The 26,459-nt window shown below is 61.7% G+C and carries 19 protein-coding genes and 3 tRNA genes; 16 read left to right on the forward strand and 6 right to left on the reverse strand.

Annotated features, from left to right (window positions below; translation table 11 throughout):
- Positions 1-119: 119 nt before the first annotated feature.
- The 4 genes from AC1RNA_RS10465 to AC1RNA_RS10480 form a co-directional block, all read right to left on the reverse strand.
- Positions 120-205: transfer RNA gene (locus AC1RNA_RS10465), tRNA-Tyr, on the reverse strand.
- 219 nt (positions 206-424) lie between these two features.
- Positions 425-498: transfer RNA gene (locus AC1RNA_RS10470), tRNA-Gly, on the reverse strand.
- Between the two features lie 94 nt (positions 499-592).
- Entirely contained in the window at positions 593-925 is a 333-nt protein-coding gene (locus AC1RNA_RS10475; RefSeq protein ID WP_492951048.1) for a potassium channel family protein, read from the reverse strand.
- Between the two features lie 165 nt (positions 926-1,090).
- On the reverse strand, positions 1,091-1,216 hold the full coding sequence (locus tag AC1RNA_RS10480; protein WP_492951049.1) for a hypothetical protein: 126 nt from the start codon (positions 1,214-1,216) through the stop codon (positions 1,091-1,093).
- Between the two features lie 118 nt (positions 1,217-1,334).
- On the opposite strand from AC1RNA_RS10480, the gene AC1RNA_RS10485 reads away from it, so the two are divergent.
- The gene (locus AC1RNA_RS10485; RefSeq protein WP_009341081.1) at positions 1,335-1,592 is read left to right on the forward strand and encodes a GlsB/YeaQ/YmgE family stress response membrane protein; all 258 of its coding nucleotides are present in this window, start codon (positions 1,335-1,337) and stop codon (positions 1,590-1,592) included.
- Between the two features lie 58 nt (positions 1,593-1,650).
- Here AC1RNA_RS10485 and AC1RNA_RS10490 read toward each other — a convergent pair whose 3' ends face one another.
- Entirely contained in the window at positions 1,651-2,445 is a 795-nt protein-coding gene (locus AC1RNA_RS10490; RefSeq protein ID WP_492951050.1) for an SDR family NAD(P)-dependent oxidoreductase, read from the reverse strand.
- Between the two features lie 106 nt (positions 2,446-2,551).
- On the opposite strand from AC1RNA_RS10490, the gene AC1RNA_RS10495 reads away from it, so the two are divergent.
- Positions 2,552-3,490 carry a GlxA family transcriptional regulator gene (locus tag AC1RNA_RS10495; RefSeq protein WP_492951051.1) on the forward strand — a complete coding sequence of 313 codons (939 nt, stop codon included), beginning with the start codon at positions 2,552-2,554 and terminating at the stop codon, positions 3,488-3,490.
- 12 nt (positions 3,491-3,502) lie between these two features.
- On the opposite strand, the gene AC1RNA_RS10500 is transcribed toward AC1RNA_RS10495, so the two are convergent.
- Positions 3,503-5,188 (reverse strand): sensor histidine kinase, encoded by a 1,686-nt coding sequence (locus tag AC1RNA_RS10500; RefSeq protein WP_492951209.1) that lies wholly within the window; start codon positions 5,186-5,188, stop codon positions 3,503-3,505.
- Positions 5,189-5,367: 179 nt separating this feature from the next.
- Between AC1RNA_RS10500 and AC1RNA_RS10505 the strand changes: the two genes are divergently transcribed.
- The 14 genes from AC1RNA_RS10505 (at position 5,368) to AC1RNA_RS10570 (ending at position 25,986) form a co-directional block, all read left to right on the forward strand.
- Positions 5,368-5,443, forward strand: a tRNA-Trp gene (locus AC1RNA_RS10505).
- A 158-nt stretch (positions 5,444-5,601) separates the two neighbouring features.
- Positions 5,602-6,336 carry a metallophosphoesterase family protein gene (locus tag AC1RNA_RS10510; RefSeq protein WP_048755825.1) on the forward strand — a complete coding sequence of 245 codons (735 nt, stop codon included), beginning with the start codon at positions 5,602-5,604 and terminating at the stop codon, positions 6,334-6,336.
- Positions 6,337-6,612: 276 nt separating this feature from the next.
- Positions 6,613-6,804: a preprotein translocase subunit SecE gene (secE, locus tag AC1RNA_RS10515; protein ID WP_009341075.1), complete on the forward strand. Its 192-nt coding sequence runs from the start codon at positions 6,613-6,615 to the stop codon at positions 6,802-6,804.
- A gap of 19 nt (positions 6,805-6,823) precedes the next feature.
- A complete protein-coding gene (nusG, locus tag AC1RNA_RS10520) occupies positions 6,824-7,354 on the forward strand; it encodes a transcription termination/antitermination protein NusG (protein WP_009341074.1) in 531 nt (176 codons plus the stop codon).
- Positions 7,355-7,485: 131 nt separating this feature from the next.
- A complete protein-coding gene (gene rplK, locus AC1RNA_RS10525) occupies positions 7,486-7,914 on the forward strand; it encodes a 50S ribosomal protein L11 (protein ID WP_009341073.1) in 429 nt (142 codons plus the stop codon).
- Between the two features lie 6 nt (positions 7,915-7,920).
- Positions 7,921-8,613, forward strand: coding sequence for a 50S ribosomal protein L1 (gene rplA / locus AC1RNA_RS10530; RefSeq protein WP_009341072.1), 693 nt, complete (start codon positions 7,921-7,923; stop codon positions 8,611-8,613).
- Positions 8,614-9,287: 674 nt separating this feature from the next.
- Positions 9,288-9,806 (forward strand): 50S ribosomal protein L10, encoded by a 519-nt coding sequence (gene rplJ, locus AC1RNA_RS10535; protein ID WP_009341071.1) that lies wholly within the window; start codon positions 9,288-9,290, stop codon positions 9,804-9,806.
- Positions 9,807-9,858: 52 nt separating this feature from the next.
- A complete protein-coding gene (gene rplL / locus AC1RNA_RS10540) occupies positions 9,859-10,236 on the forward strand; it encodes a 50S ribosomal protein L7/L12 (RefSeq protein ID WP_009341070.1) in 378 nt (125 codons plus the stop codon).
- Positions 10,237-10,603: 367 nt separating this feature from the next.
- Positions 10,604-14,740: a DNA-directed RNA polymerase subunit beta gene (gene rpoB / locus AC1RNA_RS10545; protein WP_009341069.1), complete on the forward strand. Its 4,137-nt coding sequence runs from the start codon at positions 10,604-10,606 to the stop codon at positions 14,738-14,740.
- Between the two features lie 127 nt (positions 14,741-14,867).
- Positions 14,868-19,073: a DNA-directed RNA polymerase subunit beta' gene (gene rpoC / locus AC1RNA_RS10550; protein ID WP_492951052.1), complete on the forward strand. Its 4,206-nt coding sequence runs from the start codon at positions 14,868-14,870 to the stop codon at positions 19,071-19,073.
- A gap of 297 nt (positions 19,074-19,370) precedes the next feature.
- Entirely contained in the window at positions 19,371-21,425 is a 2,055-nt protein-coding gene (locus tag AC1RNA_RS10555) for an FAD-dependent oxidoreductase (RefSeq protein WP_492951053.1), read from the forward strand.
- Between the two features lie 103 nt (positions 21,426-21,528).
- Positions 21,529-23,481, forward strand: a complete 1,953-nt coding sequence (locus AC1RNA_RS10560; protein ID WP_492951054.1) for an ABC transporter ATP-binding protein — start codon at positions 21,529-21,531, stop codon at positions 23,479-23,481.
- A gap of 343 nt (positions 23,482-23,824) precedes the next feature.
- Positions 23,825-24,802 carry an FkbM family methyltransferase gene (locus AC1RNA_RS10565; RefSeq protein ID WP_492951055.1) on the forward strand — a complete coding sequence of 326 codons (978 nt, stop codon included), beginning with the start codon at positions 23,825-23,827 and terminating at the stop codon, positions 24,800-24,802.
- Positions 24,799-25,986: a carboxylate--amine ligase gene (locus tag AC1RNA_RS10570; protein ID WP_492951056.1), complete on the forward strand. Its 1,188-nt coding sequence runs from the start codon at positions 24,799-24,801 to the stop codon at positions 25,984-25,986. The genes AC1RNA_RS10565 and AC1RNA_RS10570 overlap by 4 nt, the downstream gene beginning before the upstream one ends.
- The last annotated feature ends 473 nt before the right edge of the window (positions 25,987-26,459 follow it).

Here is a 26,459-nt window from a genome sequence, read left to right on the forward strand (position 1 = left end):
ATGCGCAGAAGGGACAGTAAGGGGGTTGCACGCATGCAACCCTTTCGTCGGCCAAAGGGGTCGCATGGAGCCCAACAAAAACGCTCGCGGAAATTTATTTTCCGCGAGCGTTTTCAGTATGGTGGGGGAAGAAGGACTCGAACCTTCGAAGCCATACGGCGGCTGATTTACAGTCAGCTCCCTTTGCCACTCGGGACACTCCCCCGGTAGTTCAGTGTCATTGGATCGCTCCGCCGCGAAGCGGTCAGATGGCCCACAATGACGTTGAAAAGCGTGCCCGTTCACGGACAACCGGTCGGCGGCGTTTATGGGGGAAGCGGCGGGGGAAAGTCAACCAAGGCGACAGGTTATTTCCCAGAGTCTGAATCTTTAAAAATCCAGCGTTAACCGGAAGATCGCTCAACTTTTCCAAGCCATGTGCGATTGGAGCGGGTGAAGGGAATCGAACCCTCGTATTCAGCTTGGAAGGCTGCTGCTCTACCATTGAGCTACACCCGCGCTGGTGATGAACTAGCACGGCTGCAGACGGGCCTCAACAGCCGCCGCGAAAACTCAACCATTTGAAGTTAAAGCAATTTGGGATGGCGGCGGGTCAGTCGATTTCGGTGGATGCCTCATCCCGGAACGATGTCAGGCGAGAGATGAACGCCAGCATCAGGCCTATTCCCACCAGTGAAAACGCCATGGCGAATATCTTCGTCACCGCGGCGCTTGGCGCCAGATTGGCGTCGCCCACGGTCGTGAGCGACACTACGCTGAAATAGGCCGCATCAAGCCAGGACCACCCCTCTACGGATCGAAACACCAATGTTCCGATCAGGGTGGCGACGATCAGTAGAAACATGATGGCCCTGAATTCCGGGTCGCGAAGGCCGCGCCGGAATCCAAGGAACAACAAGACCAGGCCCGTTATCAGCGACTTCATGCGGCTGGCTCGCGAATGAATATTCGAGCATTGCCTTCGATTCGGATCGCGCGCGCAACCGCGTATTGGCGTTGTCAGCGCCTAAAAATCGCGGCCAATAATTGGAGCGATGGCAGGGCCTGCCGGTTGGGAGACGAGGGCGCCGCGTGCGGCACCCTCGCGCCATCATGCGGCTGAGCGGTTCTTGATCGCGCCGCCGATCGCGGTGAGGATCGCGCCAGCCGCGTCGCCCCACCAGACCTGCGATGGTGTTGCCCAGTGTGGCGAGATCGAATGTCGGGGAATCGTCACGGGGCCGTGACGCAGTTGTATGCATTCTTGGCTGTGGACCGGCAGGTACGGAGAATTGCCAAGGCCGATCCATCGGCAAAAGCTTGGATTCTCGTTCACACACTGAAGGAGCATGGCAATGCAAGGCGCTGAAATTGGTTGGATTGCGGCCATCATCGTTGGCGGTCTGGCCGGCTGGTTTGCCGAGATGTTTATGAAGACCGGCACCGGCATCCTGATGAATATCGTGCTCGGCATTGTCGGCGCGGCGGTGGCGAATTTTCTCTTGGGATTGTTCGGCATCGCGCTGGGCGGATGGATCGGTTATCTCATCGCCGGTTTCATCGGTGCCTGCATCCTGATCTTCGTCTGGCGCGCGATCCGCGGACGAGCGTGACGTTTCATGATCTGACGGCGCCTGCACTTCACGACGCCGCCAGATCGGTCTGTAGCCCCTAAGCCGCGTACCGCTTTGCCGGCTCTTTGCCGGAGAGATTCGGCATCAACTTCTGGCGTGCCGCTTCATACACTTCCAGATCCGCATTGTCGGGCAGTGCGGGAATGGTGGCGAATTCATTCTGGTCGAGACCAGACAACGCGGCGTCGACCATGCGCTCCGCCGGCATCACCCATTCGCTGGGTACGTTCTCGAGCGGAAGTCCCGAAACATCCCAGAAGTCCGTGGCTGTTGCGCCGGGCAGCACGGCCTGAACGCGGATGTTCTTATCCTGAAGTTCGTGGCGGAGTGACTGACTGAAGGCGAGAACGAAAGCCTTCGATGCGCCATAGACTCCGTTGAGCAATTCCGGCGCAATAGCGACGACCGAAGCTATGTTGATGATCGTGCCGCCGCCGCGAGCGACGAAGCCGGGCACGGCGGCATAGGTGAGCCGTGTCAGCGCGGTGGCATTGAGGTTGATCATCTCCTCCATTTTGTCGATGTCGGAATCGAGCAGCGGCGCGGTGGCGCCGATGCCTGCGTTGTTCACCAGCAGGGTGATGCTGGCGTCGGTCCGCAGCAGGCCCTCGATTCGCCGCAGGTCGTCTTTTTTGCCGAGATCGGCGGTCACGACCTCGACAGCGCGGCCAGTCGCGGCGCCGATCTTGCTGGCGAGGGCATTTAGTTTGTCGCGCCGGCGCGCGACCAGAATGAGATTGTAGCCGCGGCGGCTGAGGCGTTCCGCGTAGATCGCACCGATGCCGGATGATGCGCCGGTGATGAGTGCAGTGCCTTTTGCTGAAAGTGCCATGATACGTCTCCTGTTGATCCAATCCGTGTCTTCCCGAATTGGATACCTGCTTTTCTGGACGTCTTAAATGTCATATAAACACCTTTTCAGGACATAGGTGGCTCCCATGCACGAGGTTGCGCTGGCGATATTCCCCGGCTTTCAGGCGATGGGGTTTGCTGTGGTGTCTGCGTTTGAAGTGGCCAACATGACGTTGGGCGAACCGGCCTATCGGTTGACCTTGCTGTCGGAGAACGGTGGGCCCGTACGCTCTTCAGCCGGCTTCTGCATCGAGACCGAAGCGTTCGGCGACGAGACCTTCGATACCGTCGTGATCGGCGCGGGCGCGCAAATCGAACCTGTCACCCCCGCTATGGCGGAATTCGTCCGGCGCTCGATGGGGACGGCGCGCAGAGTGGCGGCGCCCTGCATTGGCGCATTTGTTCTGGCAGAGGCCGGGGTACTCGATGGTCGCCGCGCCACGACGCACTGGGCTTTCGCGCAAGAGCTTCGGCAACGATATCCCGCGATCACGGTCGAGGAAGATCGCATCTATATCGTGGACGGGCCGGTGTGGACCTCGGCTGGAATGACGGCCGGCATCGACCTTGCGCTCGCCATGATCGAGAAGGATCACGGTGCGGAGGTGGCGCGGTCAGTGGCCCGCAAGCTCGTCGTCTATCATCGCCGTACGGGAGGCCAGTCGCAGTTTTCGACGTTGCTTGAACTCGCGCCGAAATCAGACCGCATCCAGAGCGCGCTCGACTACGCCAAGAGCCATCTTGGGAACGTATTGTCGGTCGAGGAACTTGCGCAGGCCGCGCATCTCAGTCCCCGGCAATTCAGCCGCGCATTCCGCGCCGAGACCGGACAGTCTCCGGCCAAGGCCGTCGAGCATCTGCGCGTTGAGGCCGCGCGTCTGATGATGGAGGAGGGCCGTCATTCGATGGATGTGATTGCAAACGAGACGGGCTTTGCCGATCGCGAACGGATGCGCAGGGCTTTCCTGCGTGTGCTCGGACAGCCGCCGCAATCGATCCGCCGTCATGCGCGCGCTGCGGCGTGAGGTGAGTGGCGCTCAGGAGTCCTGCTCCGGTGTGGCGTCCGGGCGCGTCACGAGGCGGATGTCGCAGACGATGCCGGACACGGCATAGTGCACCTCATATCCGCCGCCCAGTTGCCGCGTCAGGCTGGTGATGAGACGGGTGCCGAAGCCTTCTTGCTCCGGCGCTTTCACCGGCGGTCCGCCGCGCTCGCTCCAGGTCAGGCTGATGAGGTTACCGATCTCGTTCGGCTCCTTGGTCCAGCGCAGCTCGACATGACCGGTATCGTTGGAGAGCGCGCCGTATTTCATCGAGTTGGTGCACAACTCATGAAAGATCATGGCGATCGGCACCACGATGGCTGAGCGCAGGTCTACCGGCGGTCCTGACAGCGTAAACCGGTGCGCGAGATCTTCGCGCGCAGGCGCGAGCGCTGCTTCCGCAACCTCGCGCAGATCGGCGTGCTGCCAGTTGTGTCGCGTCAGAAGGTCGTGGCTGCGCACCAGCGCCTGCAGCCGCTCCTGAAAATTGCGCAGTGCCTCTGGCCCCTGATTGGTGCGGAAGCTCATGGAGGCGATGGATTGCACGGTGGCGAGCGTGTTCTTGACCCGGTGCGCGAGTTCGTGGACGAGAATTTCGCGCCGCGCCTCGGATTCCTCACGCTCTTCCTCACGCCGTGCGTTTTCGTCCATCAGGCTGTCGAAGGTTTGGCCGAGCATGCCGATCTCGTCGTTGCGCCCGTCGAGCCGGTTGCGAACGCCATCATGTCCCCGCCGCCAGCTTTCCGCCGTGGCGACCATCTGCATCAGGGGGCGGCGGATGATGCCCTCGCCGACGAGCCATGCCAGCAGGAAGGCAGCCGTGCTGCCGAGCACGAACAAGAGAACGCTGCTGCGGAGCGCGCGGTCGATCGGTCCCAGCGCTTCCGCGCGCGCGATGCCGCTCGACACATAGAGTCCGAACGATGTGTAGGGCGCGGGTATGTAGCCGAGGATGCGGTCGGTCCCGTCGCGGCTGCGGACGTCCGCCGTGCCGGGCAGAGCCGAGAGCAGGTACATGTATTGCGTCGGAAAGCTCGTGCCGATGAATTTTTCCGGATTGGGTTCGCGGGCGACGATGATGCCGTTGCGGTCCGCCACGGTCACGGCGCTCCCGGGCGCGAGTCCCCGTTCGCGCAATTGCCGGCCGAGCCATTCGAGATTGACGCCGGCGCCGACGACGAAATCGATGTGGTCGCCGGTCACGGCCGGCAGCGCGACCGGAACGATGCGGCGGCCGGACAACCGGCTCATGGTGTAATCGCCGACGGAAAACTCGCGCGTGGTCAGGGCCTCGCGGAAATAATAGCGGTCGCTGAGATTGACGGCGGGAACGCTGCCTTCACTAAAGCAGCGGGGTTCTCCGTTTGGCTCGATGATGACGATGGAGGTCAGCGGCGGCAATTTGGTCCGCACACGTGCCAGATATTGCTGGCAGGCGGCGAAGTCGCCGCTGCGAACTTCCGACGCCTGGCCGGTCGTGTGCAGAACGCCCTTGATGCCCTCGAAGATCTGCTCGAGCTCCGACACGGCGAAGTGCGCGTTGCGCAAAGCCTCCGCATTCACCTCCTGATAGCGGGAGTCGCGCAGATCGAGCGAGGAGTAGATCAGGGCGGCGAGGCCCGGCAGGCAGGCGACCAGCACCAGCGACAGGAGGCGGTAGACCAAGGACATGCGGCGCATGGAGGAAAAGCGTCTCAAGCCGCGGTTCCTGATTTCGCGAAGGGCCTCATGGACCGGATTTATTAAGGAAGCAGGGGCAGGGCGAGTCAAGCTGCGTTATCCGCCGGAAAAGGCGTCGGAAATATCCGGCGAGAAGGGCGTGACGAACGCAAAGCGGTCGGCTATAGAAAGCCGCCTGTAGGGGTGTAGCTCAGTTGGTAGAGCATCGGTCTCCAAAACCGAGGGTCGCAGGTTCGAGTCCTGCCGCCCCTGCCAGTATCGGACATGCAGATTCAGACATGCAGCGGCATTGATCTGCATCGATCTCCCGCCAAACGATGCGGGATTTTTTATGCCTCATGCCGGGTTGATATCTGCGTCGCAGGAATTCTTTATACGGTTTACTGGCCGGCCAGCGGACCGGGAAAATTGTCATGACGGTTTCAGCCCAGCCCATTCCTTCCGGATTTCGCGCGCCTGAGGGTGTGCGCATCTACGCGATCGGCGACATCCACGGCTGTGCGGGTCCGCTGCGGGATAAGCTCGCCGCGATCGATGCCGATCTTGCCGCGCGCTCTGGCGTTGAGGCGCTGAGAATCTTCATTGGCGACTACATTGATCGCGGTCCGGATTCGCGCGGTGTGGTCGATACGCTGATCGAACTTAGCCGCCGGGAGCGCTGCATCTTCCTGCGCGGCAATCACGAGGCCTATGTGCTGGATTTCCCGCACAATCCGAAGATCATGCCGATCTGGGGCGGGCTTGGCGGACGTGAGACGCTGGCGTCCTACGGTATTGCGTCTTCACCGGCGCCGGATGCGACCGAAGCCCTGCACCTCGCCAATGCGCTTGAGCGCGCGATGCCGGGCAGCCACCGCGATTTCTATCGCAATCTCGTTTTGTCCTATGCGGCGGGCGACCTGTATTTCGTCCACGCCGGGGTCCGGCCGGGCATTCCACTGGAGGCACAATCGGCGGTGGACCGGACCTGGATCCGGCATGAGTTTCTTGACCATGAGGGGCTGTTCGAGAAGCTCATCATCCATGGCCACACCCCGGCGCCGGAACCGGAAATCAGGCCCAATCGCATCAATATCGATACGCGGGCCTTCTCCTCCGGCCGCCTGACTTGCATCTGGCTGGAGGGCGGGCAATTCGGCTTTGTCTGAAATATGAGGCCGCAGCGGGATTTACGGTCCTGTCCGGGGGCAGGCAGGGGTTGCTGGCACCTTGACCTGATGGCCGGTCCGCAGTAGATAGCGCTACCTGCTGTCGGCCCGTTCAACGGATATCCGGCGCGGCTTTATCTCCCCGGACAATCGAGCCCGCGACAAGCCTATTTGGCGGCTCATCCTTCAAACGAGGGTTGGGCATCGCGAACGTCTGTCCGGAAAGCAAGCAATCTGGCCCGACACTTTATTCAGACGCGAGTGGATACCGAGACGATGGCGTTCAGCCCGTTCAAATTTCTGCAGGAGGTCCGCTCCGAGACGTCCAAGGTGGTGTGGCCGACCCGCCGCGAGACCATGATCACGACCATCATGGTGTTCGTGCTGGTGGCGGTTGCGTCGATCTTCTTTTTCGTCACGGATCAGGTGATCCGGATGTTGATTACGTTCGTCCTCGGCATTCGCTAGCGACGGCTGGAACTGACACATGAGCATGCGCTGGTACATCGTTCACGCCTACTCGAACTTCGAGAAGAAGGTCTCCGAATCCATTCGGGAGCAGGCCAAGCAACGCGGCCTCGAGGACCTGTTCGAGCAGGTGCTGGTTCCGACCGAGAAGGTCACCGAAGTGCGCCGGGGCCGCAAGGTCGATACCGAGCGCAAGTTCTTCCCCGGCTACGTGCTGGTGAAGATGAACCTGACCGACGAGGCGTTCCACCTTATCAAGAACACTCCGAAGGTAACGGGCTTCCTCGGCGCCGAAAACAAGCCGATGCCGATTTCCGAAGCCGAAGCGATGCGCATCCTGCATCAGGTGCAGGAAGGCGTGGAGCGGCCGAAGACCTCGGTGTCATTCGAAGTCGGCGAGAATGTCCGCGTGGCGGATGGTCCGTTCGCGTCGTTCTCCGGCGTGGTGGAAGAAGTGGATGATGCGCGTTCGCGCGTGAAGGTCGCGGTGTCGATCTTCGGCCGCGCAACGCCGGTCGAACTGGAATTCGGTCAGGTCGAGAAGGTCTGATCGTTATCGGAGCGGTTCGCCGCTCCGCAAGACCCGTGGAAGGGGGCAGGTGATCGCCAGTCACTTGCGAAACCGGACCACGGTTCCTCAAGAAGGCCCGGAATGGTCCGGGCCATTTGAAGGAGTTGAGCATGGCAAAGAAAGTGACCGGATACCTGAAATTGCAGGTGCCGGCCGGTGCGGCGAACCCGTCGCCACCGATCGGTCCCGCGCTTGGTCAGCGCGGCCTGAACATCATGGAGTTCTGCAAGGCGTTCAACGCGCAGACCCAGAAGATGGAAAAGAACACCCCGATTCCGGTGGTCATCACCATTTACGCGGACCGCTCCTTCACCTTCGAGATGAAGACGCCGCCGATGTCCTTCTTCCTCAAGCAGGCAGCGAAGATCCAGTCCGGCTCGAAGGCGCCGGGCCGTGACAAGGCCGGCAAGGTGACCAAGGCGCAGGTGCGCGAGATCGCCGAGAAGAAGATGAAGGATCTCAACTGTGACACCGTCGAGTCGGCCATGAAGATGGTCGAGGGCTCTGCCCGTTCGATGGGTCTGGAAGTGGCGGGGTAACGAGTCATGGCTGTTGGAAAGAAGCTCGTGAAGGCCCGCGAGGGCATCGACCGCGAAAAGCTCTACCCGATCGCGGACGCCGTCAAACTCGTCAAGGAACGCGCGCACGCGAAGTTCGACGAGACCATCGAGATCGCGATCAATCTCGGTGTCGATCCGCGTCACGCCGACCAGATGGTGCGTGGCGTCGTCACGCTGCCGAACGGCACCGGCCGCACGCTGCGCGTCGGCGTGTTCGCACGCGGCGCCAAGGCAGACGAAGCCAAGGCTGCTGGCGCTGACGTTGTCGGTGCCGAAGACCTCGTCGAGATCGTGCAGGGCGGCAAGATCGAGTTCGATCGCTGCATTGCGACCCCGGACATGATGCCGCTGGTCGGCCGTCTCGGTAAGGTGCTCGGCCCGCGCGGCATGATGCCAAACCCGAAGATCGGTACCGTGACCATGGACGTCGCGGCGGCCGTGAAGGGCGCCAAGGGCGGCTCGGTCGAATTCCGTGTCGAGAAGGCTGGCATCGTCCAGGCCGGCGTCGGCAAGGCGTCGTTCTCGGAAGAGAAGCTCGTGCAGAACATCAAGGCGCTCGCCGATGCAGTTGCAAAGGCGAAGCCGGCGGGTGCCAAGGGCACCTACATCCAGCGCGTCGCGGTGTCCTCGACCATGGGCCCGGGCGTCAAGGTTGAGCCGGGCAGCCTGAACTCCTGATCGGGGTTGCTTACAAGATTGCAGGGCGGGGCGGATCAAATCCGCTCCGCCCTTTGCTTTTGGAGAGGGGAATTTGGAGGCGGTATTATTGTCTTCCGAGAAGGCCTCTGAAGCGGCTCTTACTGGCCCGAAACCTGCTTTCGGAACCCAGAATCCACTTGGCAAAGCAGCCGGGACTCGTTAAACATTCCTTTCCGGGCGTGCTGGCTGTCGCTGGCGCGTCCGTGCTCGCTTTCCGAAAAACCCATCAATAGGAGTTCATTCCTCGTCGATCAATCCGCTTGGCTTGTTCGACCCGGAAAAGAACGACTGTCGGCCTGGATTTGGAAAGCGGCAGGGGCCGCGCTCCTTCATGGATGGCGGCTTCGAATCCTGTCCAAGACTGCGGGTGTCTTGCCTATTCTTTTGAAGGGCTTGGCTTAATTTCCTGCACAGACGGGTGAAGACCGGATTTTGCATTCCACCGTGCAACAACGGTGGACAGCGGGTTTGGTTCGACCTCGACACCTCCGAAGGCCTTCGCGGCCGGACGAGAGGGCAGGCTGTCAATGTCGTCAGGCCCTGACGTGTCGAGAGATTGATTGAGTGTCTCGAGACCCGAGCTGGGCAGGGCGATCGGTGCAACCCGGCGGTCCTGCTTCCGAGCAAAGGCCGCCAACCGGAAAGAGCTTGCTGTGGAACGAGCGGCAAAAAAAGAGGCGGTCGACGCGCTGAAGGGGACTTTCAAGTCCACGGGCGTTGCGGTCGTCGCTCATTATTCCGGCCTCACGGTGGCCCAGATGCAGATTCTGCGCACGCAGATGAAGCAGGCTGGCGCTTCGGTGAAGGTCTCGAAGAACCGTCTCGCCAAAATTGCTCTTGAGGGCACGGACGTTGCCTCCATTGGTTCCCTGCTGAAGGGGCCAACCGTGATCGCTACTTCGAACGATCCGGTCGCAGCGCCGAAGATTGCCGTCGAGTTCGCCAAGACGAACGAGAAGTTCGTCATCCTTGGCGGCGCGATGGGAACGACTGTCCTGAATACCGACGCGGTGAAGGCGCTTGCCTCGCTGCCGTCGCTCGACGAACTGCGCGGCAAGATTGTCGGCCTCCTGGTGGCGCCTGCAACCAAGATCGCTCAGCTCGCCAACGCTCCCGCGGCGAAGGTCGCGCGCGTTGTTCAGGCCTATGCCTCAAAGGGTGAAGCGGCGTGATGCCATTCTCCATCTCAACTGGTTCGAACTGATACGCTGAAGGAAAGATACAATGGCTGATTTGCAGAAGATCGTGGACGACCTCTCGAGCCTCACCGTGCTCGAGGCTGCCGAGCTCGCGAAGCTCCTCGAAGAGAAGTGGGGCGTTTCCGCTGCCGCCGCTGTTGCGGTTGCTGCTGCTCCGGGCGCTGGCGGTGGTGCCGCTGCTGCTGAAGAAAAGACCGAGTTCCAGGTCGTTCTGGCTTCGGCCGGCGACAAGAAGATCGAGGTCATCAAGGAAGTCCGCGCCATCACCGGCCTGGGCCTCAAGGAAGCCAAGGACCTCGTCGAAGGCGCGCCGAAGCCGCTCAAGGAAGGCGTTGCCAAGGACGAAGCCGAGAAGATCAAGGCGACCCTCGAGAAGGTCGGCGCCAAGGTCGAGCTCAAGTAAGACGACAATCTTGTTCGGGCCGGTTCCTTCGGGAGCCGGTCCGGACACGACAATGTGTGGCGGTTCGGGGAGGTACCCCTCGAAAAGCTGCAAAAACCCACCAGATAGGTGGGAGCACGAAAGGCGTCCCGACCAGCAGGGGTCATGGGACTAAGGCGTCGGAGAGCGAAAGCTATTTCGGGCTGTTCGAGAATTTAGGGTCTGGTTGACGGGCAAACGCGGTGAGCGTTTCGCACGTCATTTTGCGTCTTGGGATGCGGCGCGGCAACGCGCGCGACCGGGACGATTTCGAAATTCAAGCTGGACAGCGGTGCGCAGCCGCAGTCCGGGGAATGCCGCCGGCAAGGCGGCGAAATGAGAGGCCACGATGGCGCAGTCGCAGCAAACTTTCACCGGTCGCAAGCGTGTTCGCAAGTTCTTCGGACACATCAAGGAAGTCGCGGAGATGCCGAACCTGATCGAGGTTCAGAAGGCATCCTACGACCAGTTCCTGATGGTCGACGAGCCTCAAGGCGGACGGCTGGACGAAGGTCTGCAGGCTGTGTTCCGGTCTGTGTTCCCGATCAACGATTTCTCCGGCACTTCACAGCTCGAGTTCGTGCGCTACGAGTTCGAGGCGCCGAAGTATGACGTCGACGAGTGCCGCCAGCGCGGCATGACCTTCGCTGCGCCGCTGAAGGTGACGCTGCGCCTCATCGTGTTCGATATCGACGAGGAAACCGGCGCGAAGTCGGTGAAGGACATCAAGGAGCAGGACGTCTACATGGGCGACATTCCGCTCATGACGATGAACGGCACCTTCATCGTCAACGGCACCGAGCGCGTCATCGTCTCGCAGATGCATCGTTCGCCGGGCGTGTTCTTCGATCACGACAAGGGCAAGACCCATTCTTCGGGCAAGCTGCTGTTCGCAGCGCGCGTGATTCCGTATCGCGGTTCGTGGCTCGACATCGAGTTCGACGCCAAGGACATCGTGTTCGCGCGCATCGACCGCCGCCGCAAGATTCCGGTGACCTCGCTGATGCTGGCCCTTGGCCTCGACGGCGAAGAGATCCTGTCGACCTTCTACAAGAAGATTCAGTACAAGCGCGCCAAGGATGGCTGGCGCGTGCCGTTCTCGGCTGATCGTTTCCGCGGCTATTCGGCTGCGACCGATCTCGTCGATGCGGATTCGGGCAAGGTTGTGCTCGAAGCCGGTAAGAAACTCACCGTGCGCCAGGCCCGCCTCCTGCAGGAGAAGGGCCTCAAGGCGCTGCGCATGAGCGACGCCGATCTCGTCGGCACGTTCCTCGCCGAAGACCTCGTCAACCCGAAGACCGGCGAAATCTACGCCGAAGCGGGCGAGGAGATCACCGAGAAGTCGCTGAAGGCGCTGATCGAGCAGGGCTACAAGGATCTGCCGATCCTCGACATCGACCACGTCAATGTCGGCCCCTACATCCGCAACACGCTCTCCGCCGACAAGAACGTCACGCGCGAGGACGCGCTGTTCGACATCTACCGCGTGATGCGTCCGGGCGAGCCGCCGACGCTCGAATCCGCGCAAAACATGTTCCAGTCGCTGTTCTTCGATTCCGAGCGCTACGACCTCTCGGCCGTGGGCCGCGTGAAGATGAACATGCGCCTTGAGCTGGATGCGCCGGATACCCATCGCACGCTGCGCAAGGAAGACATCCTTTCCGTCATCAAGACGCTGGTGGACCTGCGCGACGGCAAGGGCGAGATCGACGACATCGACCATCTCGGCAACCGCCGCGTGCGTTCGGTCGGCGAGCTGATGGAAAATCAGTATCGCGTCGGCCTGTTGCGCATGGAGCGAGCCATCAAGGAGCGCATGTCGAGCGTCGATATCGACACCGTGATGCCGCAGGACCTCATCAACGCGAAGCCTGCCGCTGCCGCGGTGCGCGAGTTCTTCGGCTCGTCGCAGCTCTCGCAGTTCATGGACCAGACCAACCCGCTGTCGGAGATTACCCACAAGCGCCGTCTCTCGGCACTTGGACCGGGCGGTCTTACCCGCGAGCGCGCCGGCTTCGAAGTGCGCGACGTGCATCCGACGCACTACGGCCGTATCTGCCCGATCGAGACGCCGGAAGGTCCGAACATCGGCCTCATCAACTCGCTCGCGACGTTCGCGCGCGTGAACAAGTATGGTTTCGTCGAGACGCCTTATCGTAAGGTGAAGGACGGTCGCGTCACCGACGAGGTCGTGTACCTCTCGGCGATGGAAGAAGGCCGCTACCGCGTCGCGCAGGCCAACGTGCCGCTCGATAACCGTGGCCGCTTCACCGAAGACCTCGTCATCTGCCGTCATGCGGGCGAAGTGATCCAGCTCACGCCGGATCGCGTCGACTACATGGACGTGTCGCCGAAGCAGCTCGTCTCGGTCGCCGCGGCGCTGATCCCGTTCCTCGAGAACGACGACGCCAACCGCGCGCTGATGGGCTCGAACATGCAGCGTCAGGCCGTGCCGCTGGTGCGCGCCGAAGCGCCGTTCGTCGGCACCGGCATGGAAGGCGTGGTTGCGCGTGACTCGGGCGCTGCGATCGCGGCGCGCCGTACCGGCGTGATCGACCAGATCGACGCGACCCGTATCGTCATCCGCGCGACCGAAGATCTCGATCCGACCAAGTCGGGCGTCGACATCTACCGCCTGATGAAGTTCCAGCGTTCCAACCAGTCGACCTGTATCAACCAGCGCCCGCTGGTGAAGGTGGGCGACGTGGTGAAGAAGGGCGACATCATCGCTGACGGTCCGTCGACCGATCTCGGTGAGCTCGCGCTCGGCCGCAACGTGCTCGTCGCGTTCATGCCGTGGAATGGCTACAACTTCGAAGACTCGATCCTCTTGTCCGAGCGGATCGTCAAGGATGACGTCTTCACCTCGATCCACATCGAGGAATTCGAAGTCATGGCCCGCGACACCAAGCTCGGCCCCGAGGAAATCACCCGCGACATTCCGAACGTCTCGGAGGAAGCGCTGAAGAACCTCGACGAAGCCGGCATCGTCTACATCGGTGCGGAAGTTCGCGCTGGCGACATCCTCGTCGGCAAGATCACGCCGAAGGGCGAAAGCCCGATGACGCCGGAAGAAAAGCTGCTGCGCGCCATCTTCGGTGAAAAGGCGTCCGACGTTCGCGATACTTCGCTCCGCGTGCCTCCGGGCGTGCAGGGCACCATCGTCGAAGTGCGTGTGTTCAACCGTCATGGCGTCGACAAGGACGAACGTGCGCTGGCGATCGAGCGGGAAGAGATCGAGCGTCTCGCCAAGGACCGCGATGACGAACAGGCGATCCTCGACCGCAACGTCTACGGCCGCCTCGCGGACCTTCTCGAGAACCGTCAGGGCATCGCTGGCCCGAAGGGCTTCAAGAAGGACACCAAGATCACCCGTGCGGTGCTCGAAGAGTATCCGCGCTCGCAGTGGTGGGCATTCGCTTCGCCGAACGACAAGCTGATGGCCGAAATCGAGGCCATGCGGAAGCAGTACGACGAATCGAAGAAGGGCCTTGAACAGCGCTTCCTCGACAAGGTCGAGAAGCTGCAGCGCGGCGACGAACTGCCGCCGGGCGTGATGAAGATGGTCAAGGTCTTCGTCGCGGTGAAGCGCAAGATCCAGCCGGGCGACAAGATGGCCGGTCGTCACGGCAACAAGGGCGTCGTTTCCAAGATCGTTCCGATCGAGGACATGCCGTTCCTTGAGGACGGCACCCATGCCGACATCGTGCTCAACCCGCTGGGCGTGCCTTCGCGCATGAACGTCGGTCAGATTCTGGAGACGCATCTCGGTTGGGCGTGTGCCGGTCTCGGCAAGCGGATCGGGCAGGCGGTCGATGCCTATCTCGCCAAGGGCGACGGCAAGTCCGACACCAAGGCGCTGAAGAGCACCCTGAAGGAGGTCTATGGCGACGACGAAGTCGTGAAGTCGCTGAACGACAATGAACTCCTCGAGTTGGGCCGCAACCTCAAGCCGGGCGTGCCGATTGCAACGCCGGTGTTCGACGGTGCCAAGGAAAAAGACATCGAGGACATGCTGGAGCTTGCCGGCGTCGACAAGTCGGGCCAGTCGACCGTGTACGATGGACGTACCGGCGACCAGTTCGATCGCAAGGTGACGGTGGGCTACATCTACATGCTCAAGCTGCACCATCTCGTGGACGACAAGATCCACGCGCGTTCGATCGGTCCGTACTCGCTCGTCACCCAGCAGCCGTTGGGCGGCAAGGCGCAGTTCGGCGGCCAGCGTTTCGGCGAAATGGAAGTCTGGGCGCTCGAAGCTTACGGCGCGGCCTACACGCTGCAGGAAATGCTGACCGTGAAGTCGGACGACGTCGCGGGCCGCACCAAGGTGTACGAGGCCATCGTGCGTGGCGACGACACCTTCGAGGCGGGTATCCCCGAATCGTTCAACGTGCTGGTCAAGGAAATGCGCTCGCTCGGCCTCAACGTCGACCTGCACAATTCCAAGATGGGCCCGGCGCCGACGTCCGAGGCGGCCGAGTAACGGAAATTATCTGCCCGGCCTTGCGGCCGGGCATTCGCGCCTCGCTCTCTCAGGATGTGAGGCGCGCGAGCTGACGAGATATTCTCGAATTCGCTGCCGGTGACGATCGGCACGCAAGGAGAAGACGATGAACCAAGAGATTATGAATCTTTTCAACCCGACGACGCCGGCCCAGGTCTTCGACCAGATCCGGATTTCGATCGCGTCGCCGGAGAAGATTCTGTCGTGGTCGTACGGCGAGATCAAAAAGCCGGAAACCATCAACTACCGCACGTTCAAGCCTGAGCGTGACGGCCTGTTCTGCGCGCGCATCTTCGGGCCGATCAAGGATTACGAGTGCTTGTGCGGCAAGTACAAGCGGATGAAGTACAAGGGCATCATCTGCGAGAAGTGCTCGGTCGAAGTCACGCTGTCGCGCGTCCGTCGCGAGCGCATGGGTCACATCGAGCTCGCCGCTCCGGTTGCGCACATCTGGTTCCTGAAGTCGCTGCCGAGCCGTATCGGCCTTCTGCTCGACATGACGCTGAAGGACCTCGAGCGGATTCTGTACTTCGAATATTACGTCGTGCTTGAGCCGGGTCTCACCGCGCTCAAGGACCGTCAGCTGCTGTCCGAAGAGGAGTATCTGAAGGCGCAGGACGAGTACGGCCAGGATTCTTTCACCGCGATGATCGGTGCGGAAGCGATCCGCGAGCTGCTGCGGGGTCTCGACCTCGAGAAGCTCGAGGCGCAGCTGCGCGCCGACATGGCGGAGACCGATTCCGACATCAAGCACAAGAAGTTCGCCAAGCGCCTGAAGATCGTCGAGGCTTTCCGTAACTCGGGCAACAAGCCGGAGTGGATGATCCTCACGGTCGTGCCGGTGATTCCGCCGGACCTGCGTCCGCTGGTGCCGCTCGACGGCGGCCGCTTCGCGACCTCCGACCTCAACGACCTGTACCGCCGCGTCATCAACCGCAACAATCGTTTGAAGCGGCTGATGGAGCTGCGCGCGCCGGACATCATCATCCGCAACGAAAAGCGCATGCTGCAGGAAGCTGTGGACGCGCTGTTCGACAACGGCCGCCGCGGTCGCGTCATCACCGGCGCCAACAAGCGTCCGCTGAAGTCGCTCGCCGACATGCTCAAGGGCAAGCAGGGCCGTTTCCGCCAGAACCTGCTCGGCAAACGCGTCGACTATTCCGGCCGTTCGGTCATCGTGGTCGGCCCCGAGCTGAAGCTGCATCAGTGCGGCCTGCCGAAGAAGATGGCGCTCGAACTGTTCAAGCCGTTCATCTATTCGCGGCTCGACGCCAAGGGTCTGTCCACCACGGTGAAGCAGGCGAAGAAGCTCGTCGAGAAGGAGCGTCCCGAGGTCTGGGATATCCTCGACGAGGTGATCCGCGAGCATCCGGTGCTGTTGAACCGCGCGCCGACGCTGCATCGCCTCGGCATTCAGGCATTCGAGCCGACGCTGATCGAGGGCAAGGCGATCCAGCTTCACCCGCTGGTCTGCGCCGCGTTCAACGCCGACTTCGACGGCGACCAGATGGCCGTGCACGTTCCGCTGTCGCTTGAAGCGCAGCTGGAAGCACGCGTCCTGATGATGTCGACCAACAACATCCTGCATCCGGCGAATGGTCAGCCGATCATCGTGCCGTCGCAGGACATCGTGCTTGGTCTTTATTATCTCTCGATCCTGCGCGAGGGCCTCGCCGGCGAAGGCAAGATCTACCGTGACATGGCGGAGATCGAGCACGCGCTGTTCTCGAAGGTCATCCACCTGCATACCAAGATCAAGTATCGGTGGAACGGGGTCGGTGAGGACAACAAGCCGATCTCGAAGATCTACGAGACCACCGCCGGCCGCGTCATGCTCGGCCAGGTTCTGCCGAAGCATCCGAAGGTTCCGTTCGACGCCGTCAACAAGCTGATGACGAAGCGCGAAATCTCCGGCGTGATCGACACGGTGTATCGTCACTGCGGTCAGAAGGAGACCGTGATCTTCTGCGACCGCATCATGGCGCTCGGCTTCCACAACGCCTTCAAGGCGGGCATCTCGTTCGGCAAGGACGACATGGTCGTGCCGCACGGCAAGTGGAAGGTCGTCGACGACACCCGCTCGATGGCGAAGGAATTCGAGCAGCAGTACAACGACGGCCTGATCACTCAGGGCGAAAAGTACAACAAGGTGGTCGACGCCTGGTCCAAGGCTACGGAGAAGATCGCTGACGAGATGATGAAGGAAATCTCGTCGGTGAAGAAGAATCCGAAGGGCGGCGAGGCTCAGATCAACTCGATCTACATGATGGCTCACTCCGGTGCGCGTGGTTCGCCGGCGCAGATGCGCCAGCTGGCCGGTATGCGCGGTCTGATGGCCAAGCCGTCGGGCGAGATCATCGAGACGCCGATCATTTCCAACTTCAAGGAAGGTCTGTCGGTTCTCGAATACTTCAACTCGACCCACGGCGCCCGTAAGGGTCTCGCGGACACCGCGTTGAAGACCGCGAACTCCGGTTACCTCACCCGTCGCCTCGTGGACGTGGCGCAGGATTGCATCATCAATGCAACCGACTGCGGCACCAACCTCGGCATCAAGATGCGGGCGATCGTGGACGCCGGCACCGTGGTGGCTTCGCTCGGCTCACGCATCCTCGGCCGCACCGCGGGCGAGGATATCCGCGAGCCGTCGACCAACAGGGTCGTCGTCAAGCGCGGCACTCTGATGGAGGAGAGCCACGTCGATGCCATCCAGCGCGCTGGTGTGCAGGAGGTGAAAATCCGCTCCGCACTGACCTGCGAACTGGTCAACGGCATCTGCGCCATGTGCTACGGCCGCGACCTCGCGCGCGGCACCCCGGTCAACCACGGTGAAGCTGTCGGCGTCATCGCCGCGCAGTCGATCGGTGAGCCGGGCACGCAGCTCACGATGCGTACGTTCCACATCGGCGGCGCTGCGCAGATCAACCAGCAGTCGTTCGTGGAGTCGAACTTCGACGGCAAGATCGTCATCAGGAACAAGGCGATCGCCACCAACTCGGAAGGCGCCAAGGTTGCGATGGTCCGCAACATGGTCGTTGCGATCGTCGATGCCGACGGCACCGAGCGTGCGACCCATCGTATCCAGTACGGCTCGCGCATGTGGGTCGACGAGGGCGATACGGTCAAGCGTGGCCAGCGCATCGCGGAGTGGGACCCCTATACCCGTCCCATTCTCACCGAAGTCGAGGGCACCATCGGGTTCGAGGATCTGGTCGAAGGCCAGTCGATCTCCGAAACGCTCGACGAGTCGACCGGTATCGCCAAGCGTATCGTCATCGACTGGCGCTCGACCAATCGTGGTGCGGACCTGCGTCCGGCCATCGTGGTCAAGGGCAAGGACGGCAAGGTGCTGAAGCTCGCGCGCGGCGGCGACGCCCGCTACATGCTGTCGGTTGACGCCATTCTGTCGGTGGACGTCGGCGCGACGGTGAAGCCGGGCGACATCCTTGCGCGTATCTCGACCGAGAGCGCCAAGACCCGCGACATCACGGGCGGTCTGCCGCGCGTGGCCGAACTGTTCGAAGCCCGCAAGCCGAAGGACGCCGCGATCATCGCGGAGATCGCCGGCACGATCCGCTTCGGACGGGATTACAAGAACAAGCGCCGTCTCTCGATCGAGCCGACCGACAAGACCGAGGAGCCGCGCGAGTACCTGATCCCGAAGGGCAAGCACATCCACCTGCAGGACGGCGACATCGTCGAAAAGGGCGATTTCATCGTCGAGGGCAATCCGGCGCCGCACGACATTCTGGCGATCAAGGGCATCGAGGAACTCGCTGCCTATCTGGTCAACGAAATCCAGGAGGTCTACCGGCTCCAGGGCGTGCTCATCAACGACAAGCACATCGAAGTGATTGTCCGTCAGATGCTGCAGAAGGTGGAGATCACCGACCAGGGCGACACCGACATGATCTCGGGCGAGCAGGTCGACAAGATCGAGTTCGACCAGAACAACGCCAAGGCGAAGGAAGAGGGCAAGAAGCCCGCGACCGGAACCCCGGTGCTGCTCGGCATCACCAAGGCGTCGCTGCAGACCCGCTCGTTCTTCTCGGCGGCGTCGTTCCAGGAGACCACCCGCGTCCTCACCGAAGCCGCCGTCAACGGCAAGGTGGACCCGCTCGAGGGCCTCAAGGAGAACGTCATCGTTGGCCGCCTGATCCCGGCGGGCACCGGCGCCTCGATGGCCAAGATCCGCGAAGTCGCGACCAAGCGCGACAAGCTGATCCTGGACGAGCGCGAGAAGCAGGCGGCGATCGCAACGCCTCCGGCCGCGCCGGAAGCCGAACCGCTGGCTTTGCCGCCGGTGGAGTGACGGTTCGCTTTACTCACCTCTTGAAAAGGCCGCCTTCGGGCGGCCTTTTTGCTGCAGTGCGCTGACAAGCTGTGGCGGCTTGTCTCTGGTTCCCCGGCTCATGAGGATGGGACAGGCCTGTTCGTTGCCTGTGCGCAAGGATCGCACCGAAAAAGAGCCTATTCTTTTGATGGACCGGGGCGGTTTTGATTGCCGAGCCCGGTTTTGTTCATCTACCTTTCAGGGGAAAAAGGCTTTGTATATTTTGACGTTAGGCTGGCGCAACGACCGGCCGATGGCGGGGCGAACAGCAAAGAAATGATCAATCTTGCGATTATCGGGGGTGGGCCGGGCGGCTTGATGTCGGCCTGGTACCTCAAGAAGAAACTTGGGCCGTTGTGCCGGGTTTCGATCTTTGAGGCCTCGAACCGTCTCGGCGGCAAAATCCAGACAGGCAAATTCGATTCGTCGGCCGCGATCTATGAGGCGGGGGTCGCCGAAATCTACGACTACTCGATGACGGGTCCCGATCCGCTGCGCGAACTGATCCAGCATTTCGGATTGCAGACCGTGCCGATGGATGCCGAGCAGATCCAGCTCGATGGCGAACTGCTTGACGACATTCCGGGCATGCGCCGCAAATATGGTCCCGAGACTGCGAACGCGATCGCGAATTTCCGCAAGCGCTGCACCAGCCTGGTCTCGCCGATCGAATATTACGAAGGCGTCGGCGCGCACGACAATGAACATCCCTGGGCGTTCAAGAGCGCGGAAGATGTGCTCGACGAGGAGGTGGCCGATCCCATCGCCAAGCGCTTCATCAAGGTGATGGCGCGCTCCGATATCGCGACCGAGAGCCACAACACCAACGGCCTCAACGCCTTGAAGAACTACGTGATGGATATTGAGGGCTATATCGGCCTGTACTCGATCCAGAACGGCAACGAGCAGTTGATCCACAGCCTGCGCAGCGAGATCGACGCCGAGATCAATCTCAACCATCGCGTGCTCAAGGTCGGCAAGAACGATTCCGGCAAGTACGCCGTCGAGATGATGAACGGCAAGGCGCCGGTGACGAAGGAATTCGACCTGGTGGTGATGTGCCTGCCGCATTCGTGGCTGGCGACGATGCGCTGGGAAGGGGAGTTGCTACGCCATTCGATGGTGCGGCATATCGCCTATTTCGACCGGCCCGCGCACTACCTGCGGGTGTCGATCCTGTTCGATACGCCGTTCTGGGGTGACAAGGTGCCGGGCGCGTGGTGGATGTCGGAAGCCTTCGGCGGCTGCTGTGTTTACGTCGAGGGCGCGCGCCACGATGTCGGCCGCAACGGCGTGCTGAACTGGCTGATCGCGGGTTCGGATGCACTGGCTTACGCCAACCTCTCCGATGAAGAGCTGATCGACGCCGCGCTCAAATCGCTGCCGGCCTCGTTCGGCAAGGCCCGCCCGCATTTCATCGAGGGCAAGATTCACCGCTGGCTGTCGTCGGTGAACTGCATTCCCGGCGGCCTGCCGGTGCGCGACGTGATGACCAACCATCGGCCCGAGCCTTACGAGCATCCGGGCTTTGTCGTGGTCGGCGACTATCTGTTCGACTCGACCCTCAACGGCCTGCTCGATTCCTCTGACGCCGCGACCGACATCATCACCACCGAGATGATGAAGCTGCGCTACGAGCGCGGCGAAACCGGCAACGTGCCGTCCGACAAGATCGACCGCGCCTATTTCGAAAACTATCGCAATGCCGGGCCTTATTCGGAAGTCTGGCAGAAGTTCACCGATCCCGATTACCTGATGGAGATGATCCGGATCGTGTGGCGGCCCAAGAAGGGTTACCGGCTGCTGGTCGCGGGCTCGGCGAGCGGCGAACTGGTCGGCGCGCTGCGCGAGCGTGGCGTCGATGCCTGGGGCGTCGAGAACAATCGTTTCATTCATGCCAAGACGCCGAAGGCACTGCGGAAATACAACAAGCTCGGCTCCGTGACCAAGCTGCCGTTCAAGGCCGACTCGTTCGACTTCGTGTTCGAGACCAGCCTGTGCCATCTTTCGCCCAAGCAGGTCGTGAAGGGCATCCGCGAGATCAACCGCGTGGTCAAGACCGGATTCGTGTTCGGTTCGGTGACGAGCGACATGGCTCCCGCGCTGATCGATCGCTACGACCTCCTGCGCGGCGTCAAGAAGCTCGGCACCTGGTGGGAGTGGTCGGAGTTGTTCTTCGGCAATGGTTTCGACCTGTCCGCGCATCGTGACGACCGGACCGATCAGGTCTGGGAGGCCACCCTCAAGGCGGGCAGGGGGCCGGGCGACTGGTACGCGGACTCCGACAGCCTGCGTTATTCTTTCTTCGACAAGATTGCGGACGACGACTGATCGCGTATGGTCCGCGAAAGCCGGCCGTCGAGGCGGCCGGCCTTCGCCTGATCGTCCGTACCGAAACCGCGCATAAAAATCGCGCACTGGGCAAATCCTTTCGATGTCGCTACCGCCGGATAGCACCGACCCGGAGTCCGTTGCCGACAAGCGCGCCGCCGAGGAGGCCGTGCGTCCAGAGCCCATTCCGGAGCCGGTCGCGGTCGACATTGACGACGACGATGACGAGGATCTCGTCGCCTTTACCGCGAGCGAAGCCGCGGGCGCATTCGCGACGATCTATCGCTTCACATGGCCGTTGATGCGCAACTACAAGCGCTGGCTTGTGTTCGTCGGCATCGGGCTGTTCGTGGAGACGTTGTTCAACGTTATCATGCCGCTCAGCCTGAAATACCTGATCGACGATGCGCTCGGGGAGGAGGACTTCCACGCGCTCTATGTGATCCTCATTGTGCTGGCGACCGCAGGCATTCTCACCTCGATCGTGGCAGTCTGGTACGAGCTATGGGACGCGCGCCTGTCCGCAGCGGTGATCTCCGATGTCCGCACCCGGCTGTTCAATCATCTGCAGAGCCTTCCGGCGTCCTTCTTCGGTCGCACCAAGCGCGGCGAAATCCTGTCGCGCTTCTCGGTGGACATGGCGGGTTATGAAAGCTCGATCAAATCGCTTGCCAACAGCGCGCTGCTGCCGCTGTTCGAACTGATCGCCGGCATCGGCCTGATGATCTGGCTGAATTGGCAACTTGCGGTGGTGGCGCTGCTGATTTTCCCGGTGACGCTGGTTGGCCCGCGAATCCTGACGCCGAAGGCGGTGCAGGCCAATTACGATCAAAAGGTCAACGAATCCGCGATCCTCGGCGTGGTCCAGGAAAACATCGGCACCCAGCTCGTGGTGAAGGCGTTCGGCTTGCAGCGCAAGGCGTTCGGCTGGTTCACGTTCCGCAACCTCAATGCGCGGCGCTCCATTGCGGAGGCCACCTTCCTGTCCTCGATGGTGGAGCGCACCGTCACCGTCTCCGTGCTGCTGCTGCATCTCGTCGTGCTCGGCATCGGCGCGTATCTCGCCACCAAGGGCCAGATCACGGTCGGCACCTTCGTCACCTTCGAGAGCGCGTTCTGGGAGATTTCCTACAACATCGCGCATCTGATGCATTTCATCCCGCTGGCGATCTCCTCGGCCGCTTCCGTGCAGCACATGGAGGAATTGCTCGACGAGCCGATGCGGGGTGCGGACCGGCCGGGCGCGCCGGAAATGCCGCCGGTGATGAACGATATCGCCTTCGAGCGCGTCAGCTTCAGCTATGAGGGCACCGATACCAAGGTGCTGGACGGTCTGACGTTGAGGCTCAAGGCCGGCAAGCACATCGCCATCGTCGGCCCAAGCGGCTCGGGCAAGAGCACGCTGCTCAACCTGATCCTGCGGCTTTACGAGCCGACCGAGGGACGCGTCGCCATCGACGGCGTCGACATCCGCAAGGTGACGCGGGATTCGCTGCGCTCGCATATGGCCGTCGTCTTTCAGGAGAACATGCTGTTCAACATGTCGATCCGCGAGAACATCCGGCTCGGCAAGCAGGATGCGACCGACGCCGAGGTGGAAGCCGCGGCGAAGACAGCGGAAATCCATAGCCATATCGCTTCGCTGCCGGAGGGGTATGACACGCTGGTGGGCGAGCGCGGCGACACCCTGTCCGGCGGCCAGCGCCAGCGCATCGCGATCGCGCGCGCGATGGTGCGAAATCCTTCGGTGCTGTTGCTGGACGAGGCGACCTCGGCGCTCGACCAGACCACCGAGGCCGCGATCAACCGCACGCTGCTCAAGGCGGCAGAGGGCCGCACCATGATCTGGTCGACCCATCGTCTGACCTCGGTGGTCGAAATGGACGAGATCATCGTGTTGCGCGACGGCCGGGTAGTGGAGCGGGGATCGCACGCGGAATTGATCGGCAAGAATGGTCTCTATCGTCGGCTCTGGGACGACCAGATGCACCAGCCGCATCACGATGCGGGTGAGAGTGACGAAGAGGACGAAGAAGACGAGGAAGACGACGAGTAAGGTTGCTGATTTACCCCGATGATCGAGATCAGGGGGAGCTTCGCGCCTTTTGAATTGGTGAAAAAACAGGGCGCAGGCGGGAAGCATCAAGGCGGCCCGGTGTTTTTGCAATGCGGTGCTGAAAGATTAACCACTCACTAAAACATTCCTTCCAATTGACGGGGGCCGCAGGCATCTATCAAGGAGTAACCTTGGAAGGTGGAATCTGACACAATTAACGATGCCGGCCGCTTGATCGCCCAGTATCTGCGTTCATCGCGTTAAAGTCCTGACCGGACTATCAAATGCCGGATCTGACTGGACCGGAAATCATCAGCGGCCTGATTTGGATATTTTTCCTGCCATGAATTCCATTGCTCCCGAGCACAGCTTCAACTCTGTCCTGACGTTCGACCGCGCCACCGGCGATGTCGCCGGGGCAGGTGCGCGTGAGCGGCTGCTGATCGGTGCGATGCAGGCGGGAGCTGCAATCAGCTCTGCTTGGTATTTCCGCGGCTTTGCGGCGGGGTGCCAGGGGCTGCGCACGTTGTCGGCCGAGCAGCCGATCGAGGTGCGCCTGAACAAGGATGCGATATTTTCCTTCCCGTTCTGCGATGGCTATTGGAGCCTGTTGCTGTTCTCCCGCTATCGTTACGAATTCGATATCGAGATGTTTTTCAAAGGCATCGCTGATGCCGATTACATGCTGATCGATGGCGGCGCGAATTTCGGCTACTGGTCGGTGCTCACATCGAGTCGTCCGTATGGCTCACATCATTCGATCGCGATCGAGCCGTCGTCGGCCAATTTCACATGGCTGTCACGTAACGCATCCCGCAATGGCGGGCGGTTCACGCCGGTGAAAGCGGCGATCGGGGCCACGGAAGGCGTCGCGCATCTGTCGGGCCGCAAGCACGAGGCATTGTCTATCGTCGGCGGTTCGGACGCGGGCGAGGAAGTTCCCGTGATTACGCTCGATTCCTTGATGGAGCGAATGAAGCTCGATCCGAAAGGACGCTACGTCGCCAAGCTCGATGTCGAGGGCGTCGAGATCGCGGCCATCGCGGGCGGTGAGAAAATGCTTTCCGGTGATTGCGTCATGATCTGCGAGGAGCATGGCAACGACCGCAACCACACCATTTCGCGGCATATTCTCGACCACACGCCGTTCAAGCTGTTCTGCTACGATCCGGCCACGGGCCGCTTCGAACAATTGACGGATGTCTCTCCGCTCGACCGGATCAAGCGGGCCGTCAATTACGGCTACAACGTGCTGGCGACCGCGAGCCCTTATTGGGAAGAGCGAATCCGCGCGCTCGGTCCGTTTTCGAGGGAGCGATGAGCGCGGCTCTTCCTCCGGCTGGTGTTGTTCTTCTCGGCGGCGTTCACGGCGCATTGGCGGCCGCGCGCACGCTCGGCCGCAAGGGCATTCCCGTTATTTATGTGAGCGACGATCACCCGCTGCCGCGCTTCTCGCGCTACGTGCGGGAGAGTTTCTCGTGGTCCGGCGCGCAGGCGCCCGGCGCCGCGCAATGGCTGCTCGATCTTGCAGCAAAGCGCGGCCTGAAGGACTGGCTGCTTATTCCCTGCGCGGACGGCGATGTGAAGCTGATCGCCGAGAACCGGGATGCGCTGCAAAAGGCGTTTCGTGTGGTGTCGCTGAAATGGGACGACCTGAAGCAGCTTGGCGACAAGAAGCTCCTGGCCGGGCTTGCCACGCAGGTCGGAATTCCGTTTCCCCGCAGCTACCGGGTCGACAGCGCGGCGGATCTCGCAGCGCTTGAGCCCGCGTTTCCGGTCCTGCTCAAGCCCGCGCAACGCGAGGCGCGCAACAGTTTCACGCAGGACAAGGTCTGGCGCGCGGACACGCGCGAGGAACTGGACACGCTTTATCGTGATGCGGCCACGCATTCCGGTGCGTCGGGCGTGGTGGTGCAGGATTACATTCCGGGCGAGGGCCACGAACAGTATTCCTATGCGGGCGTCTGGTCGGCCGGCGAGCCTGTCGCGGAAATGACGGTTCGCCGGACACGGCAGTATCCGTCGGACTTCGGGATCAGTTGTTTTATCGAGATCGTGGACGAGCCGCGGATTCGCGACGTCGCGGAGAAGCTGTTGCGCGCGGCCCGTTATGAAGGGCTGGTCGAGATCGACTTCAAGTTCGATGCCCGCGACGGCCAGTTCAAGCCGCTCGACGTCAACACGCGGGTCTGGGCCTGGATCGGGCTCGGGGAGGCGGCGGGCACCGATTTCGTCACCATGCTTTATCGCATGGCCCACGGAGAACAGCCTCCGGCTTCGACAGACGCCAAAGACTATCGCTGGATGCACGTCCTCCGTGACGCCCCGGCGGTCCTGTCGCTGATCCGCCAAGGGCAATGGCGCGGCGGCTTGCCGGCCTATCTGGCGAGTTTCCGTCGGCCGGTCGCATGGGCGACCATGGCCTGGGACGACCCCGTTCCGTTCCTGGTCGAAATCCCGATCACGGCGCTCCGTATCCTGCGCCGTCGGATGTCGCGGAACTGAGCGCCGGGACTTGCCGTCAGATTTATAGGCCGGGCTGGGGCAGGGATCATAATTTATTACTGTATTATTATACCTAACCATTTTAAATCAATAGGTTAAGTAAAGCGCCCAGCGCGCAAAGCGCGTGCTGAGGTGGTTCTTTGGCCTAGGGGAATCGCGGTGGGTGCGATTCTCGCGCAGCCAGACTCCATCATTCGCGCGCATCTTGTCCGGATGACAGAAGTGCCGGAATGGCGCGGGCTTTTTACATTACCTTTCGCCTTGACTTGGCCATGCATGGCTTATACAAACCGGCCACTTCACGACAGGCGGTGAGCTTCCCTGTGTCGGAACGGACCACCTTTCATCCTGCGGGCTTTGGCTCCGGCATGAAACGGCACCAACCTCGACCCATGACGCTCAAACGCTGTCGGTACTAACCAGGCAATGCCAAGACGAAAATCAGTCTCTCGGGCGATTGGCTTCTGAGATTG

It is taken from the genome of Afipia sp. GW821-FHT14H12 (assembly GCF_058803465.1).

Bases quoted from the DNA above. Each gene is read 5' to 3' on its own strand.
- AC1RNA_RS10510 (WP_048755825.1), top strand. From the start codon at position 5,602: ATGACGGTTTCAGCCCAGCCCATTCCTTCCGGATTTCGCGCGCCTGAG.
- AC1RNA_RS10485 (WP_009341081.1), top strand. From the start codon at position 1,335: ATGCAAGGCGCTGAAATTGGTTGGATTGCGGCCATCATCGTTGGCGGT.
- rplL (WP_009341070.1), top strand. From the start codon at position 9,859: ATGGCTGATTTGCAGAAGATCGTGGACGACCTCTCGAGCCTCACCGTG.
- AC1RNA_RS10500 (WP_492951209.1), bottom strand. From the start codon at position 5,188: ATGCGCCGCATGTCCTTGGTCTACCGCCTCCTGTCGCTGGTGCTGGTC.
- AC1RNA_RS10565 (WP_492951055.1), top strand. From the start codon at position 23,825: ATGAATTCCATTGCTCCCGAGCACAGCTTCAACTCTGTCCTGACGTTC.
- AC1RNA_RS10490 (WP_492951050.1), bottom strand. From the start codon at position 2,445: ATGGCACTTTCAGCAAAAGGCACTGCACTCATCACCGGCGCATCATCC.
- AC1RNA_RS10570 (WP_492951056.1), top strand. From the start codon at position 24,799: ATGAGCGCGGCTCTTCCTCCGGCTGGTGTTGTTCTTCTCGGCGGCGTT.
- rpoC (WP_492951052.1), top strand. From the start codon at position 14,868: ATGAACCAAGAGATTATGAATCTTTTCAACCCGACGACGCCGGCCCAG.
- AC1RNA_RS10560 (WP_492951054.1), top strand. From the start codon at position 21,529: ATGTCGCTACCGCCGGATAGCACCGACCCGGAGTCCGTTGCCGACAAG.
- rplA (WP_009341072.1), top strand. From the start codon at position 7,921: ATGGCTGTTGGAAAGAAGCTCGTGAAGGCCCGCGAGGGCATCGACCGC.
- nusG (WP_009341074.1), top strand. From the start codon at position 6,824: ATGAGCATGCGCTGGTACATCGTTCACGCCTACTCGAACTTCGAGAAG.
- secE (WP_009341075.1), top strand. From the start codon at position 6,613: ATGGCGTTCAGCCCGTTCAAATTTCTGCAGGAGGTCCGCTCCGAGACG.
- rplK (WP_009341073.1), top strand. From the start codon at position 7,486: ATGGCAAAGAAAGTGACCGGATACCTGAAATTGCAGGTGCCGGCCGGT.
- AC1RNA_RS10555 (WP_492951053.1), top strand. From the start codon at position 19,371: ATGATCAATCTTGCGATTATCGGGGGTGGGCCGGGCGGCTTGATGTCG.
- rpoB (WP_009341069.1), top strand. From the start codon at position 10,604: ATGGCGCAGTCGCAGCAAACTTTCACCGGTCGCAAGCGTGTTCGCAAG.
- AC1RNA_RS10475 (WP_492951048.1), bottom strand. From the start codon at position 925: ATGAAGTCGCTGATAACGGGCCTGGTCTTGTTGTTCCTTGGATTCCGG.
- AC1RNA_RS10495 (WP_492951051.1), top strand. From the start codon at position 2,552: ATGCACGAGGTTGCGCTGGCGATATTCCCCGGCTTTCAGGCGATGGGG.